14 protein-coding genes and 3 tRNA genes are annotated in these 14,449 nt (G+C 69.6%); 5 read left to right on the plus strand and 12 right to left on the minus strand.

Annotated features, from left to right (window positions below; genetic code table 11):
• Positions 1-143 precede the first annotated feature (143 nt).
• The 11 genes from PKA16_RS11350 to gph form a co-directional block, all read right to left on the minus strand.
• Positions 144-218: transfer RNA gene (locus tag PKA16_RS11350), tRNA-Thr, on the minus strand.
• Between the two features lie 39 nt (positions 219-257).
• A tRNA-Gly gene (locus tag PKA16_RS11355) sits at positions 258-331 on the minus strand.
• 144 nt (positions 332-475) lie between these two features.
• Positions 476-561 (minus strand) — tRNA-Tyr (locus PKA16_RS11360).
• A gap of 16 nt (positions 562-577) precedes the next feature.
• Positions 578-1,342: a uracil-DNA glycosylase gene (locus PKA16_RS11365; RefSeq protein WP_324403366.1), complete on the minus strand. Its 765-nt coding sequence runs from the start codon at positions 1,340-1,342 to the stop codon at positions 578-580.
• A 30-nt stretch (positions 1,343-1,372) separates the two neighbouring features.
• Positions 1,373-2,176, minus strand: a complete 804-nt coding sequence (trpC, locus tag PKA16_RS11370; RefSeq protein ID WP_324403338.1) for an indole-3-glycerol phosphate synthase TrpC — start codon at positions 2,174-2,176, stop codon at positions 1,373-1,375.
• 31 nt (positions 2,177-2,207) lie between these two features.
• Positions 2,208-3,251, minus strand: coding sequence for an anthranilate phosphoribosyltransferase (trpD, locus tag PKA16_RS11375; protein ID WP_324403339.1), 1,044 nt, complete (start codon positions 3,249-3,251; stop codon positions 2,208-2,210).
• Between the two features lie 35 nt (positions 3,252-3,286).
• Positions 3,287-3,883 carry an aminodeoxychorismate/anthranilate synthase component II gene (locus tag PKA16_RS11380; RefSeq protein WP_324403340.1) on the minus strand — a complete coding sequence of 199 codons (597 nt, stop codon included), beginning with the start codon at positions 3,881-3,883 and terminating at the stop codon, positions 3,287-3,289.
• Positions 3,884-3,965: 82 nt separating this feature from the next.
• Entirely contained in the window at positions 3,966-4,415 is a 450-nt protein-coding gene (locus PKA16_RS11385; protein ID WP_324403341.1) for a GxxExxY protein, read from the minus strand.
• On the minus strand, positions 4,412-5,911 hold the full coding sequence (gene trpE, locus PKA16_RS11390; protein WP_324403342.1) for an anthranilate synthase component I: 1,500 nt from the start codon (positions 5,909-5,911) through the stop codon (positions 4,412-4,414). The genes PKA16_RS11385 and trpE overlap by 4 nt, the downstream gene beginning before the upstream one ends.
• 482 nt (positions 5,912-6,393) lie before the next feature.
• Positions 6,394-7,350, minus strand: coding sequence for a succinylglutamate desuccinylase/aspartoacylase family protein (locus PKA16_RS11395; protein ID WP_324403343.1), 957 nt, complete (start codon positions 7,348-7,350; stop codon positions 6,394-6,396).
• On the minus strand, positions 7,350-8,084 hold the full coding sequence (gph, locus tag PKA16_RS11400) for a phosphoglycolate phosphatase (RefSeq protein WP_324403344.1): 735 nt from the start codon (positions 8,082-8,084) through the stop codon (positions 7,350-7,352). Before gph ends, PKA16_RS11395 begins: the two co-directional genes overlap by 1 nt.
• Before the next feature lie 10 nt (positions 8,085-8,094).
• Between gph and PKA16_RS11405 the strand changes: the two genes are divergently transcribed.
• Positions 8,095-8,364 (plus strand): hypothetical protein, encoded by a 270-nt coding sequence (locus tag PKA16_RS11405; RefSeq protein ID WP_324403345.1) that lies wholly within the window; start codon positions 8,095-8,097, stop codon positions 8,362-8,364.
• Between the two features lie 54 nt (positions 8,365-8,418).
• Here the strand turns inward: PKA16_RS11405 and rpe are convergent, their stop codons facing one another.
• Entirely contained in the window at positions 8,419-9,111 is a 693-nt protein-coding gene (gene rpe, locus PKA16_RS11410) for a ribulose-phosphate 3-epimerase (protein WP_324403346.1), read from the minus strand.
• Between the two features lie 179 nt (positions 9,112-9,290).
• Between rpe and apaG the strand changes: the two genes are divergently transcribed.
• Genes apaG through PKA16_RS11430 form a run of 4 tightly spaced genes read left to right on the plus strand, consistent with a single transcriptional unit; the run spans position 9,291 to position 14,185 of the window.
• A complete protein-coding gene (gene apaG, locus PKA16_RS11415) occupies positions 9,291-9,683 on the plus strand; it encodes a Co2+/Mg2+ efflux protein ApaG (RefSeq protein ID WP_324403347.1) in 393 nt (130 codons plus the stop codon).
• 25 nt (positions 9,684-9,708) lie between these two features.
• Positions 9,709-11,751 (plus strand): site-specific recombinase, encoded by a 2,043-nt coding sequence (locus PKA16_RS11420; protein WP_324403348.1) that lies wholly within the window; start codon positions 9,709-9,711, stop codon positions 11,749-11,751.
• 59 nt (positions 11,752-11,810) lie between these two features.
• Positions 11,811-13,070, plus strand: coding sequence for a cation:proton antiporter (locus tag PKA16_RS11425; protein ID WP_324403349.1), 1,260 nt, complete (start codon positions 11,811-11,813; stop codon positions 13,068-13,070).
• A complete protein-coding gene (locus tag PKA16_RS11430) occupies positions 13,067-14,185 on the plus strand; it encodes a YbdK family carboxylate-amine ligase (protein ID WP_324403350.1) in 1,119 nt (372 codons plus the stop codon). The genes PKA16_RS11425 and PKA16_RS11430 overlap by 4 nt, the downstream gene beginning before the upstream one ends.
• Positions 14,186-14,449: the final 264 nt, after the last annotated feature.

Genomic DNA, 14,449 nt, shown 5'->3' on the forward strand with positions numbered 1-14,449 from the left:
TTGCCGTGGTCGACGTGACCGATGGTGCCGACGTTGACGTGCGGCTTGCTGCGCTGGAATTTCTCTTTTGCCATGTCTTCGACTCCGAAAAAATCAACTCGAACAACACATCCATGCCGGGACGCATGGCACCCGACGCTGACTGGTGCCCTTGGTGGGAATCGGACCCACGACCTCTCCCTTACCAAGGGAGTGCTCTACCACTGAGCCACAAGGGCGAAAACCTGAACTCAAGCCCGACACACAAACCGACCGACTGGAGCGGGAGACGGGAATCGAACCCGCGTCATTAGCTTGGAAGGCTAAGGTTCTACCATTGAACTACTCCCGCTTCGGCCTGCCTGGAGCCGTCCGGCCTTGCCGGATCGAGCCCTGGACATCCCGGGAGACCGCCCAGCCTGCCGCCAAACCGCCTGCCACGTCGGCCACCCCTGAAGGTGACGCTTGCATCCACCTCGTCAAATTCAGTCTTCGCTGGTGGAGAGGGCTGGATTCGAACCAGCGTAGGTATAAACCGGCAGATTTACAGTCTGCTGCCATTAACCACTCGGCCACCTCTCCGGCGACGAACCCCCGATTATGCCATCGTTTGTGAACGCGGGGCAAGCGCCAGGCTCGCCTGCGCCGCGCTGCCCAGCCAGTCGATCGGAGCCTGGCCCAGGCCTTCGAGGAAGGCGTTGGCGCGCCGGAAGTGGTCGCAGCCGATGAACGGCACGGGCGGCCGCGTGGCCGACAGCGGCGACGGATGGTTGGACAGGCACCACAGGTGCGGGCCGCGCGCGTCGGCCGGCGGCGCCAGCGCCTGCGCGTGCGCGCCCCAGAGCATGAACACCAGCGGCCGCGACCCCGTGACGAGCCGCTGGAACACGGCGCCGGTCAGCGCCTGCCAGCCGACGCGCGCGTGGCTGGCGGCCCGGCCGGCCTCCACCGTCAGGCTGGCGTTGAGCAGCAGCACGCCCTGGCGCGCCCAGTGGTCCATCAGGCCGTCCTGCATGGGCTCGCGTCCGAACTCGCGCGCCACCTCGGCGCGGATGTTGCGCAGGCTGGGCGGAATGCGCTCGCCCGGCCCGATGGCAAAGGCCAGGCCGTAGGCCTGGCTCGGGCCGTGGTAGGGATCCTGCCCCAGGATCACCACGCGCGTGCGCTCCGGCGGCGTCAGCTTGAGCGCCAGCAGTGGCCGCGGCGGGTAGATCACCGCGCCGGCGGCGAGGCGCTGCCGCAGGAAGGCGTTCAGCCGGGTGCCGGTATCGCTGGCGAGGAAATCCTGCACCAGCGGGCGCCAGCCGGCGGCCACGGCGTCCGGCGCTGGCGGCCAATGCGCCAGGCGCGGCGCGGTTTCGATCGTCGGGGCAGCCCTGGGCACGCCTGCGCCTCAGGCAAAAAGCTGCGCCAGCGCCGTGCCCGGCTCCGCCGCGCGCATGAAGCGCTCGCCGACCAGGAAGGCGCGCACGCCAGTGGCGCGCAGGCGCTCGACGTCGGCGCGCGTGGCGATGCCGCTTTCGGTCACCAGCAGGCGGTCGGCGGGCACCGAGGGCAGCAGGGCCAGCGTGGTTTCGATCGTGGTCTCGAAGCTGCGCAGGTTGCGGTTGTTGATGCCGACCAGCGGTGTCTTCAACTCGAGCGCGCGCTCCAGCTCGGCGCCGTCGTGCACCTCGACCAGCACCGCCATGTCGAGGCTGCGTGCCACCGCCTCCAGCTCGGCCATCTGGCTGTCCGCCAGGCAGGCGGCGATCAGCAGGATGCAGTCGGCGCCGATCGCGCGCGCCTCGTAGACCTGCCAGGGATCGATCATGAAGTCCTTGCGCAGCACCGGCAGGTCGCAGCTGGCGCGCGCCTGCTTCAGGTAGTCGTTGCTGCCCTGGAAGAACTGGCGATCGGTCAGCACCGACAGGCAGGCGGCGCTCACCCGGCCGTCGCCCTGCGCATAGCTTTGCGCCAGGTCGGCGGGGATGAACTCGCCGGGCCGGATCACGCCCTTGCTGGGGCTGGCCTTCTTGATCTCGGCAATCACCGCGGCCTGGCCGGCGGCGATCTTCGCGCGCAATGCGCCTTCGAAGTCGCGCGTGAGCACGCGGCTCTCGGCATCGGCGCGCATCGCGGCCAGCGACTTCTTCTTGCGCCCCGCGGCCACCTCGTCGCGCTTGACCGCGACGATCTGCTCCAGGATGTCGTTCATGTCGGCGCGTCCTCGGCGCTACGGCGCGGACTCAGGCCGCCGCGGGCGGACGGACCGCCTGGCTGAAGGCCACGACCTGCGCCAGCTTGGCCTGGGCGGCGCCGCTGTCGAGCGCGGCACGCGCGCGCTCGATGCCGTCCTTCATGGTCGGTGCCACGCCGGCCGCATACAGCGCGACGCCGGCATTCAGCAGCACGATGTCGCGCGCCGCGCCTTCGGCGCCGCCCAGCACGCCGCGCAGCATGGCCACCGACTCCGCGGGTGTCTCGACGCGGATCGAGCGGTTGCTCATCATGCGCAGGCCGAAGTCCTCGGGATGGATCTCGTATTCGCGCACCTGGCCGTCCCGCAGCTCGCCCACCAGGGTGGCGGCGCCCAGGCTGACCTCGTCCATCTCGTCGCGCCCATAGACCACCACCGCGTGCTCGGCGCCCAGGCGCTGCAGCGCGCGCACCTGGATGCCGACCAGGTCGGGGTGGAACACGCCCATCAGGATGTTGGGTGCGCCGGCCGGGTTGGTGAGCGGCCCCAGGATGTTGAAGAAGGTCTTGACCCCCATCTCGCGCCGGGTGGCGGCGACGTTCTTCATCGCCGGGTGGTGGTTGGGCGCGAACATGAAGCCGACCCCGGTCTCGGCGATGCTGCGCGCGATCTGCTCGGGCGTGAGCTGGATGTTGACGCCCAGCGCCTCCATCACGTCGGCGCTGCCGGACTTGCTGGAGACGCTGCGGTTGCCGTGCTTGGCCACGCGCGCGCCGGCGGCGGCGGCGACGAACATGGCGCAGGTGCTGATGTTGAAGGTGTGCGAGCCGTCGCCGCCGGTGCCGACGATGTCGACCAGATGCGTGCCGTCCTGCACCGGCACCCGAGTCGAGAGCTCGCGCATGACCTCGGCCGCGGCCGTGATCTCGCCGATGGTCTCCTTCTTGACGCGCAGGCCGGTGGTGATGGCGGCGACCATGAGCGGCGAGATCTCGCCCTTCATGATCATGCGCATGAGATCGAGCATCTCGTCGTGGAAGATCTCGCGGTGCTCGATGGTGCGCTGCAGCGCCTCCTGGGGGGTGATGGGCATGGGGTTGTCCTTGGATCGTGAAAGAGGGGAGCCGCTCAAGCGGCCGCGTGGGCGGGCTCGGCCAGGAAGTTGCGCAGCAGGGCGTGGCCGTGCTCGCTCAGGATGCTCTCGGGGTGGAACTGCACGCCCTCGACTGCCAGCGTGCGGTGGCGCACGCCCTGGATCTCGCCGTCCTCGCTGGTGGCGCTGACCTGCAGGCACTCGGGCAGGCTGGCACGCTCGATCACCAGCGAATGGTAGCGATTGACAGTGAACTCGCGCGGCAGGCCGGCGAACACGCCCTGCTGGTCGGTGGCGATGACGCTGGTCTTGCCGTGCATCTGCTGGCCGGCGCGCACCACCTGGCCGCCGAACGCGGCACCGATGGCCTGGTGGCCCAGGCACACGCCCAGGATCGGCACCCGGCCGGCAAAGTGCCGGATCGCCGCCACCGAAACGCCCGCCTCGGCCGGCGAGCAGGGGCCAGGACTGATGCACAGGCGCTCGAACGCGCCGCGCTGGCGCATGGCATCCAGTTCGTCCAGCGTGACCTCGTCGTTGCGCAGCGTCGTGACCTCGGCGCCCAGCTCGCCGAAGTACTGCACGAGGTTGTAGGTGAAGCTGTCGTAGTTGTCGATCATCAGCAGCTTCATTTCGAGCTCCCGGATACCGAACTGCCGGACGCGAAGGACGCAAAGGATTCGCGAAGAACGCGAAAAAGACATCCAAAGGAATTCATAGCTTGTTCACCAGTCTGTGGATGCCCTTGACGACCGGGAAGACGTGGAAATTGATGAGCAAACCCAGCGGCAGGCCGGACAGCCTCAGGTAGGTCAGCAGCTGCGCGCGATGCGCATCCGCCACGGCATCTTGCGCTTTCAGTTCGACGACCACCGAGTCCTCGATGATGAAGTCGGCCCGATAGGCAATCCCGATGTCGAGTCCCTTGTAGCTGGCCTTGATCGGCACCTCGCGCTGGAATCGCAGTCCCCGCTGTGTCAGCTCATGGGCCAGGGCATTGGCATACGCGCTTTCCAGCAATCCCACACCCAGTACCCGCTGCACTTCCACTGCTGCCCCAATGATCGGATGCGAGAAATCATCATTGAAATTGGTATTTTTTTGCGTCCTTCGCGAATCCTTCGCGTCCTTCGCGTCCGGCTGTTGAGTCTGCAAGGCCGTCATTCCAGCCCCTCCTCCACCAACTCGCTGGCGCGCAGCAGGGCGCGCGCCTTGTGCTCGGTCTCGCGCCACTCCATCTCGGGCACGCTGTCGGCGACGACGCCGGCCGCCGCCTGCACGTGCAGCATCTGGTCCTTGACGATGGCGGTGCGGATGGCGATGGCCAGATCCATGTCGCCGGCGTAGCTCCAGTAGCCGCAGGCACCGCCGTAGATGCCGCGCTTCACGGGCTCGAGCTGGTCGATCAGCTCCATGGCGTGCACCTTGGGCGCGCCGGTCAGGGTGCCCGCGGGGAAGGTGGCCTTGAGCACGTCCATCGCCGACAGGCCGTCCTTCAGGATGCCCTCGACGTTGCTGACGATGTGCATGACGTGGCTGTAGCGCTCCACCGCGAAGGCTTCGGTCACCTTCACCGTGCCGACCCTGGCGATGCGGCCGATATCGTTGCGCGCGAGGTCGATCAGCATCACGTGCTCGGCGCGCTCCTTGGGGTCGCTCACCAGCTCCTGCTCGGTCGCCCTGTCGGCCTCGGGCGTGGCGCCGCGCGGGCGCGTGCCGGCCAGCGGCCGGATCGTGACCTTGATGCCTTGCTCGGTGTGCTCCTGGCGCACCAGGATCTCCGGGCTGGCACTGACCACGTGGAAGTCGCCGAAGTCGTAATAGATCATGTACGGCGACGGGTTGAGCGAGCGCACGGCGCGGTAGAGCGACAGCGGCGACTCGGTGAAGCGCTTGCTGATGCGCTGGCCGACCTGCACCTGCATGAAGTCGCCGGCGGCGATCAGCTCCTTGGCGCGCTCGACGGCGGCCAGGTAATCGGCCTTGGCGAAGCCGCGCTCGGCCGGGTAGTCCTGCGTCGGCCGCACCTGCGGCGCGCTGACCGAGTAGCGCAGCTGCTCGCGCAGGTGCTTGAGGCGCTTGCGCGCGCGCGCATGAGCCTCGGGCACGGCGGGGTTGGCGTAGACGATGAGGTAGAGCTTGCCCGACAGGTTGTCGATGACCGCCAGCTCCTCGCAGTGCATGAGCAGGATGTCGGACGTGCCCAGCGTGTCGGGCGGGCAGCTCTGCGCCAGCTTCTTCTCGATGTGGCGCACCGTGTCGTAGCCGAAATAGCCCGCCAGCCCGCCGCAGAAGCGCGGCAGCCCCGGCGGCAGCGCCACCTTGAAGCGCTGCTGGTAGGCCTCGATCACGTCCAGCGGGTTGCCGGCGTGGATCTCCACCACCTCCCCGTCAGTGACGATCTCGGTGCGGGCCGCCTCGCCAAAGCCGCTGGCGCGCAGCACCGTGCGCGCCGGCAGGCCGATGAAGCTGTAGCGGCCGAAGCGCTCGCCGCCGATGACCGACTCCAGCAGGAAGCTGTAGCGGCTGCCGCCGGCGCCGCCGGCCAGCTTGAGGTAGAGCGACAGCGGCGTCTCGAGGTCGGCAAAGGCCTCGCTGATCAGGGGGATGCGGTTGTAGCCCTGCGCCGCCAGGCTCTTGAATTCCAGTTCGGTGATCACGGGTGTCGAGCCTCCAATGCCCGGGGCAGCGTGTCCTGCCGTCCGTTGCTTCCTGCTTCGGCACCCTGGCGGGGTGCCCCTCTTGCGCCCGTTGCGGGCGCGCTCCGTCAAAGCCAGCGTGCAGGCTTGCGCCAACGCCAGGCCCCCTGGGCGGCGGTGCCCAGTGGCGCGGTGACCGGAAGGAAAGCGGACATGCGCGCAAGTGTAGCAAAGGCGCCGCGAGATGACGCCGCCCCACGCCCGCATGACGAAGTGACTCGCACCGCCATCGAAGCGCAGCGACGCGATTCCGTCATTTCGTCATTTTGAAAGCGAACGCGCATCGGTTGCTCCAGCGCGCTTCGCGCGACCCGCGACGCCTGAAACGACGCGCCTCCGAAGGCCGCGCAGCCGGCCACTCGTGGCACCCGTGGCCGGGGTCTCCCTGGTCACTGGGTGCCCCCCTTCCCGGGGGATGGCGCAGCGCCACAGGAGGTTTCCATTCACCCCGCCGGGTCCGGCTCGGCCAGGAAGAACCACTCCTGTCCGGGCCGCGCCTGCGCCAGGGGAAACAGGATGCAGCCGGCACGCTCGGCGCGCAGCGCGCGGCCATCGGCGCGCCAGCCAATCAGCTCGCCGGCAGCCACGGGGTCGAAATCGCGCCAGTCGCGCACCCAGTGATCGCCAGCATGCTCGCGCCGCACCACGGCCGTCAGGCGCGTGGCCGGGACGGTGCAGGGCGGCGGCGCCGGCACGCGCGCCAGGCCCAGGTGCGCAAGGGCCCCGCGCAGCGCGCGCGTGGCCACCTCGGTGGCCCGCGGATCGTCGTGCGCCCCGCATTCCAGGGTCACGGCGTAGCCGCCCTGGCTGCGCAGGTACTCGTTGGTGCCGATGCCCTCGTCGCCGGCAGGCACGCCACGCGCTCGCGCATCCCGATCGTAGACTTCCAGCCAGCCCTGCACGATGCGCTCGGCGCCGAGTGCGCGCGCCAGTGCCAGCTCCTCGCGGGCGCGGGCAAAGGGCTCCCGCGACCCCGTGTTGTCGCGCGGCCCGATCATGGCGAAGGGGGCGCCGGCCGTATGCGACGAATGCAGGTCGAGCAGCGCGTCGTGGGCGGCCAGCAACGGCGCCAGCACGCGGGTGATCCGGTCCTCGTAGTCGCGCGGATCGGGGCGCGGGCTGAAGTGGCGGTTCAGGTTGCGCTCGCCACCGCGCGTGCCCAGTCGGTAGGCCAGCGGGTTGGTCACCGGCAGCAGGGTGAGGCGGCCGCGCTCCAGCACCAACCGCCCCTGGGCCAGGTCGTCGACGGCGCGCACCAGGGCCTGAGCGCCGCACACCTCGTTGCCATGCACCGCCCCGAGCACGATCAGTGCCGGCCCGGGCTCCAGCGCAGCCCAAGTCTGCCAGTGCAGGACCTGCGGGTTGGCGCGGGCACGCCGCAGCAGCGGGTGCACCGCCATCACGGCACTCCGCCCGGCGTCGCCGGTGCAAACGGCCACTGGATGGCCAGTTCGGCCAGGCTGTCCCAGCAGCCGTCGGCATCCACCGCGCCGACCGGCTCGCCGTGGTTGTAGCCGTAGCGCATCAGCACCACCGGGCAGCCGGCAGCGCGCGCGGCAGCGGCATCGTTGGCCGAGTCCCCGATCATCAGCGTGCATGACGGCGCCGTGCCCAGGGCGCGGCAGGTCTGCGTGAGGGGCAGCGGGTCGGGTTTCTTGCGCGCAAAGCTGTCGCCGCCAAACACCAGGCCGAAGAAGCCGTCCAACCCCTTGGCCGCCAGCAGGGCGCATGCGTGCGCCAGCGGCTTGTTGGTCAGGCAGGCCAGCGGCAGGCCGCGGGCCCGCAGGGCGACCAGGCCCTCCCGCACGCCGGGATAGACCCGGCTGTGCGCGCCGTTGACGCGCGCATACGCGGCCTGGTAGTGCTGCCAGGCGGCCTCGAACAACGCGGCATCGACTGCCCGCGTTCCGTCGCCTGTGCGCGCAAGCACCTCGCGGATCAGGTGCTCCGAGCCCTTGCCGATGAGCCGCGCGATCTCGACGCGCGCGAGTGGCGGCCGGCCGAGCTGGCGCAGCATCATCGCCAGCGCGGCCTCGAAGTCACCCAGGGTGTCGACCAGGGTGCCATCGAGGTCGACCATGCAGGCATCGATCCGATGTGCTGACTTGACGCCGCCAACCCCAGGCTCGTGCATGGAATCCCTCATGTCCCAACCGTTCCCGTGCGCCATGCCGTGCCTGCTGCCCGCCGTCGGCGCGCCACCCGTCATGGCTTGCGCGCAGGCGCAGGGCCAGCGCGAGCAGGTGGTTTACCACATCGACGACACGGCCGCCCCGGCCACCAGGGCACTGCGCAACATCGGCAACCACCCGGATCTGGCGCCCGAGGCTCAGGCCATCATGGTGGCGCACGCCGGCGACGTCGACTTCCTGCCGGAAGGCGCCCGGGACGCGAAGGACACGAAAAATTCCTGACTTCTCTCGCGTCCTGCGCGCCTTCTTCGTGCCCTTCGCGTCCGGCAGTTGGCTTCACCCGCGGCCAGCCTCCAAGGCACGGCGCATCTCGCCGATCACCGCGGCGTAGTCGGGCTGGCCAAAGATGGCACTGCCGGCCACGAAGGTGTCGGCGCCGGCGTCGGCCACGCGCCGGATGTTGGCGGGCTTGATGCCACCGTCGACCTCGAGCCGGATGTCGCGACCGCTCGCCTCGATGCGTCGGCGCGCCTCCTCCACCTTGCGCAAGGCGCTGTCGATGAAGGACTGGCCGCCAAAGCCGGGGTTCACGCTCATGACCAGGATCAGGTCGATGTCATCGATCAGCCAGTCGAGGACATCGAGCGGCGTGGCCGGATTGAACACCAGGCCCGCCTGGCAGCCGGCAGCCCGAATCGCCTGCACGCTGCGGTGCGTGTGCGGGCTGGCGTCCGGGTGGAAGCTGATCAGGTCGGCACCCGCCTGCGCGAAGGCCTGCGCCAGCGCATCGACCGGCTGCACCATCATGTGCACGTCCAGCGGCACCGGGCGGCCGGCCGGAGTCAGCGCCAGCGGCTTGAGCGCCTGCAGCACCATCGGCCCGAACGTCAGGTTGGGCACGTAGTGGTTGTCCATCACGTCGAAGTGGATCCAGTCGGCGCCGGCGGCGATGACGGCGCGCACTTCCTCGCCCAGGCGCGCGAAGTCAGCCGACAGGATGGAGGGCGCAATGCGGTAGGTGGTGCTCATGGGCGGCGATTGTCGCAGCGCACGCACGATGACGGAATGACTTTGCCGCCATGACCTGCACCGGTGACGGTGGGTATCTTGTCACCCCGTCAATCACGCCGCGCAGCGGCAAGGTCATGACGCGACGCGAGGTCATGCGTCCGTCATGCTCCCGCCATGCGTCCATTACCATCGCCGTCATGGCGAAATACGAGTTCAGCGTCTCGGTCGAGCCGCGCTACCTGCCCGACCAGTCGCAGCCCGAGCACGCGCTGTACGGCTTTGCCTACACGGTGACCGTGCACAACACCGGCGAGGTGGCGGCGCAGCTCATCGCGCGCCACTGGATCATCCGCGACGGGGAAGGCCGGGAAGAGCAGGTCAAGGGCCTGGGCGTGGTCGGCGAGCAGCCGCTGCTGCAGCCGGGTGAGGGTTTCCAGTACACCAGTGGCTGCCGGCTGCGGACTCCGGCCGGCACCATGGAGGGCAGCTACTTCTGCGTCGCCGAGGACGGGGCGCGCTTTGACGCGCCGATCCCGCGCTTCGTGCTCGATGCGGATGGCCCGGACGTGCGCACGCGCGTGCTGCACTGACCGTTCACCCGCGCGGCAGCACGCCATGGCCACGCCCCAGCTCGAGCTCATCGACCTGCTGCGCGCACTCGACCCGCAGGCACCGCTGGCCGAGCGGCACCTCTGGTTGATGCAGCTGCTGGGCTGGGTGCGCGGCAGCGGCAATGACCCCGAGGCCGCCGTGGTGCGCGTGCGCACCTTGCTTGACGCTGCCGAACTGCGCTCCGACTGGGTCACCTTGTGGCACCAGTGGTGGACGGAATTCCTGACCGAGGTGGACGCGACGCCGCTGCTGGCGGACCTGGGCTTCGCGCCGCGCAGCGCCTTCTTCGCCGAGCTGGCCGACCGCCTGCGCCGCAAGCTGATTCCGCCGACGCCCGAAACCACCGACCTGCGCGAGCTCTACCCGCTGCTGTTCCCGACCGAATTCGACGCCCGCTGGCTGCGCGCGCTCGACCAGCCCACGCTGGAGCGCCTGCGTCGCGTGCTGTTTGCCGACGAGTCGAACCAGGGTGCGCAGGCCTATGCGCTGCGCACCCTGCTGAACGCCATGGCTTACGCGGTGATCCAGATCAGCGCCGTCGGCCAATCGGGCGAGGTACGCACGCGCATGGCGGTCGAGGTGCAGCGCGAGCGGCCATTCGCGCAATTGCCGATCCTGTTCGAGGACCTCCGCCAGGCCGTGCTGGACCACGGCCGCACCAGCGCCCCGGCGCTGGTGGCGATCGGCCAGCTGCGCGAGCAGCTCGATGCCTGCCGCGCGGCGGCCTCGACCGTGTACGCGCACCTGGAAGAGCACGGCATCTCGGTGCACATCGAATTCCAGCTGCGCCAGCTGCGCCAGCGCATCATCCGCGTCAAGGCCCTGCTGCTGTGCCTGGAAACCGACGAGCCGGCACTGGCCACGGCCCAGCTGCTGTCGCATCTGGTGCGGGTGCAGAACGACAGCAGCAGCGTGCGTGTGCTGGTGCGTTCCAGCACCCAGCTGCTGGCGGCCAAGGTGACCGAGCGCAACGCCGAGACCGGCGCGCACTACATCACGCACAGCCTGCGTGAGTACCTGCAGATGCTGGGCGCGGCCGCCGGTGGCGGCGCGGTGATGGCGATCACCACCTGCAGCAAGCTGCTGATCATGGCGCTGGGCCTGTCGGCATTCTGGGGGGGCGTGGCAGCGGGACTGAACTACGCCATCTCCTTCGTCATCATCATGCTGCTGGGCTGGACGGTGGCCACCAAGCAGCCGGCCATGACGGCACCGACGATGGCGGCCAAGCTCAAGCAGCTGGACTCGCCGCAGGCGCATGAGGACTTCGTCACCGAGGTGGTGCACCTGCTGCGCTCTCAGGTCGTCGCCATCGTCGGCAACGTGGCGCTGGTGCTGCTGGTGGCCTGGGCGCTGGCCTGGGCCTTCCAGGCGCTGGGCTGGGGCGCGCTGGTGGACGATGCGCACGCGCGCCGGATCCTCGACGAGCACCACATGCTGGGGCGCACGATCCCGTTCGCCATCGTCACCGGGGGCCTGCTGTTCGCCTCCAGCATCATCGCCGGCTGGGTGGAGAACTGGTTCGTGCTGCACCGGCTCGATTCGGTGATTGCCTACCATCCGCGCAGCGCGCGCTGGCTCGGCGTCGAGCGGGCGCGCCGCTGGGGCCGCTACTGGGGCCAGCACGTCTCGAGCTGGACCGCCAACGTCTCGCTCGGCCTGTTGCTGGGCATGGTGCCCCCGATCGTCAGCTTCTTCGGCGTGCCGGTGGAGGTGCGCCACGTGACCCTGGTGTCGGGCCAGATCGCGGTCGCCGCCCAGTACCTGGGCGCCGCGGTGTGGCAGCAGCCGGCGCTCTGGTGGGCCGCCGGTGGCATCGCCATCACCGGCTTCCTGGACGTCGCCGTCAGCTTCTACCTGGCGTTCCGGCTGGCCCTGGCGGCACAGAATGTCACCGGAGTGGATCGGCGCCGCCTGTATGCTGCGATGGGATGGCGACTGCTGCGCAAGCCCTGGACTTTCGTGCTCCCGGTCGCCATCCAGCCCGTCGCGCCCGTGGACACGCGCGACGACGCGCCGCCGGCGCGGCCAGGCACACCGGGTTAGCATTTGCGCCGCTGCCGGGCACGCGAACCCGGCGACGCGCGCATGAAGGAGTCAAATATTTGATCGGACACTGGATCCCCCCCTGGACCGCGAACGCCGACTTCGGCCCCAGCCTGATCCTGTTCCAGTGGGCGTTGCTGCTGGCGCTGGCCGCGCTGGCCGGTCATGCCCTGCAGCGCTTTGCCGGCCTGCCCAAGGTGATCGGCTACGCCGCGGTCGGCGCGCTCGCCGGCCTGGTGCTGGAGGGCGCGAGCTGGCCGCTCGCCGGCGTCGGGCTGTTCCTGCTGGAGCTCGGCATCTCGGTGGTGCTGTTCGAGGCGGGCGCGCGCCTGCCACTGCGCTGGTTTCGCCACAATCCCATGGTGCTGCTGCAAAGCGTGGCCGAATCGGTGCTGACCTTCGTCGCCGCCTTCGTCCTGTTGCGCGCCCTCGGCCTGGACGTGAAGGTGGTGCGGGCGCTGGCGATCATCGCGGTGGCAGCCTCGCCGGCGGTGCTGATGCGCGTGGTGCTGGACCTGCGCGCCGGCGGCCCGGTGACTGACCGCGCGATCGCGCTGGCCACGCTCAACACCCTGTACGCACTGACCCTGGGCACCGCCATGCTGCGCACCATCGACCGGGGCGATGGCACGCTGACTGCCTCGGTCAGCTTCTCGCTGCTGGTGCTGGGCCTGTCGACCGCGATCGGCGCCGTGCTGGTGGCGGCGTTGCTGGGCGCGCTGCGCCTGCTGCGACCGAACAGCCGGGACACCGCGATCGTCATCCTGACCCTGATCGGTGCCGGCGTCGCCGCCGCCGCGCCGCTGGGCGCATCGGCGCCGCTGGCGGCCCTGCTGGGCGGCCTGCTGCTGCGCGAGCTGCGGCCACGCCCCTGGATGTGGCCGCGCCAGCTCGGCACCGCCGCCTCCATGCTCGGCATGCTGATGTTCGTGCTGGTGTCGCTGATGGCGGTACAGGCCGACTGGGAAATCGGCGTACTGTGGATCGCGCTGGCGCTGATCGCGGTGCGTGCCGGCGCCAAGATCGCCAGCCTGGCACTGACCAATTTCCGCACCGGCCTGGCGCTGCGCCAAAGCCTGTGGGTCGGCATGGCGCTGGCGCCCATGTCGGCCGTGGCCCTGCTGCTGACCTCGCAGTTCGTGGCCGCCTCGCACACGGTGGGCGCGCCGGTGGCCGCGATCGCGCTGCCCGTGATCCTGATCACCGAACTGGTGGGCGCGGTGCTGGTCAGCCTGGCGCTGCACCGCGCCGGCGAAGCCACCTGGCCACCGCAGCGCGGCGCCAGCGTGCTGAACGGCGACGAGGAGACCCGCCCGTGACGCTCGAGGCCTTTCACACGTCGGAGGCGCTGACGCTGGGCGTCGAGCTCGAGCTCCAGCTGGTCAACACCAACGACTATGACCTGGCGCACTACGCCAGCGACATGCTGCGCCTGATGGGCAAGCGCGAGCTGCCGGGCTCGGTGGTGCCCGAGATGACCGAAAGCATGATCGAGATCTCCACCGACGTCTGCCGCGACTGGCACGCGGCGGAGCAGCAGCTCGGCCAGATCCGCGACGCACTGGTGCAATGCGCCGACAAGCTCAACATCGCCATTGTCGGCGGCGGCACGCATCCGTTCCAGAAGTGGCACCAGCAGCGCATCTATGACAAGCCGCGCTTCCATCAGCTGTCGCAGCTCTACGGCTACCTGTCCAAGCAGTTCACCATCTTCGGCCAGCACGTGCACGTCGGCTGCCCCGACGCCGACAGCGCGCTCTACACGCTGCACTGCCTGTCGCGCTATATCCCGCACTGTATCGCGCTGGCCGCGTCCAGCCCGTTCGTGCAGGGCCAGGACACGGCGTTCGACTCGGCGCGCCTGAACTCGGTGTTTGCCTTTCCGCTCTCGGGCCGCGCGCCCTGCGTGCTGACCTGGACCGAGTTCGAGCAGTACTTCGACAAGATGGCGCGCACCGGCGTCGTGCAGAGCATGAAGGACTTCTACTGGGACATCCGGCCCAAGCCCGAATACGGCACGATCGAGGTGCGCGTGTTCGACACGCCGCTCACGATCGGCCATGCCGCCGCGCTGGCCGGCTTCGTGCAGAGCCTGGCGGCCTGGTTCCAGACAGAGCGCCCCTTCACGCCGTGCGAGGACGACTACCTGGTCTACAGCTACAACCGCTTCCAGGCCTGTCGCTTCGGGCTCGACGCGGTCTACGTCGACCCGGCCAGCGGCACGCACCTGACGCTGCGCGAACACCTGCTCGCGACCTTCGAGCGTCTGGCACCCTTTGCCGATGGCTGCCAGGCCGCCGGCGCGCTCGAACGACTGCACAAGGTGGTGCGCGAGAACCGCAACGATGCGCGCTGGCTGCGCGAGCGCCAGCAGCAGCACGAGCTGCTGGGCGAGGTGATCCGCCAGGCCAGCCTGCGCTTTCGCACGGATTGAAGTGCAACACCCATACGGCTCCACCCGCGGCGCGATGCTGCGCCCTCCCCTTTGAGCACCGCCCGGCCACGCGAAGATGCGAAGGCCCACTTTGGGGGCAGCGCAAGCGCAGCGTGGGGGCGTTGTGCTGGGAGCGCACCCAGTGGCCGGCGAGATCCCGGACACGGCTGGCACCGGCACGGCCTGCTCCGCGGCCATCGGATTCAGACGTCGCGGGTGGCGCGAAGCGCGGTGGAGCAACCGATGCGAACGCGCTCCCAGCCA

The organism is Ottowia sp., from assembly GCF_035325765.1.
Classification (GTDB): Bacteria; Pseudomonadota; Gammaproteobacteria; order Burkholderiales; family Burkholderiaceae_C; genus Ottowia.

Coding starts and splice junctions, on each gene's coding strand:
- PKA16_RS11405 (WP_324403345.1), top strand. CDS start 8,095: ATGTCCCAACCGTTCCCGTGCGCCATGCCGTGCCTGCTGCCCGCCGTC.
- trpD (WP_324403339.1), bottom strand. CDS start 3,251: ATGCCCATCACCCCCCAGGAGGCGCTGCAGCGCACCATCGAGCACCGC.
- PKA16_RS11395 (WP_324403343.1), bottom strand. CDS start 7,350: ATGGCGGTGCACCCGCTGCTGCGGCGTGCCCGCGCCAACCCGCAGGTC.
- PKA16_RS11380 (WP_324403340.1), bottom strand. CDS start 3,883: ATGAAGCTGCTGATGATCGACAACTACGACAGCTTCACCTACAACCTC.
- PKA16_RS11420 (WP_324403348.1), top strand. CDS start 9,709: ATGGCCACGCCCCAGCTCGAGCTCATCGACCTGCTGCGCGCACTCGAC.
- trpC (WP_324403338.1), bottom strand. CDS start 2,176: ATGAACGACATCCTGGAGCAGATCGTCGCGGTCAAGCGCGACGAGGTG.
- rpe (WP_324403346.1), bottom strand. CDS start 9,111: ATGAGCACCACCTACCGCATTGCGCCCTCCATCCTGTCGGCTGACTTC.
- apaG (WP_324403347.1), top strand. CDS start 9,291: ATGGCGAAATACGAGTTCAGCGTCTCGGTCGAGCCGCGCTACCTGCCC.
- gph (WP_324403344.1), bottom strand. CDS start 8,084: ATGCACGAGCCTGGGGTTGGCGGCGTCAAGTCAGCACATCGGATCGAT.
- PKA16_RS11385 (WP_324403341.1), bottom strand. CDS start 4,415: ATGACGGCCTTGCAGACTCAACAGCCGGACGCGAAGGACGCGAAGGAT.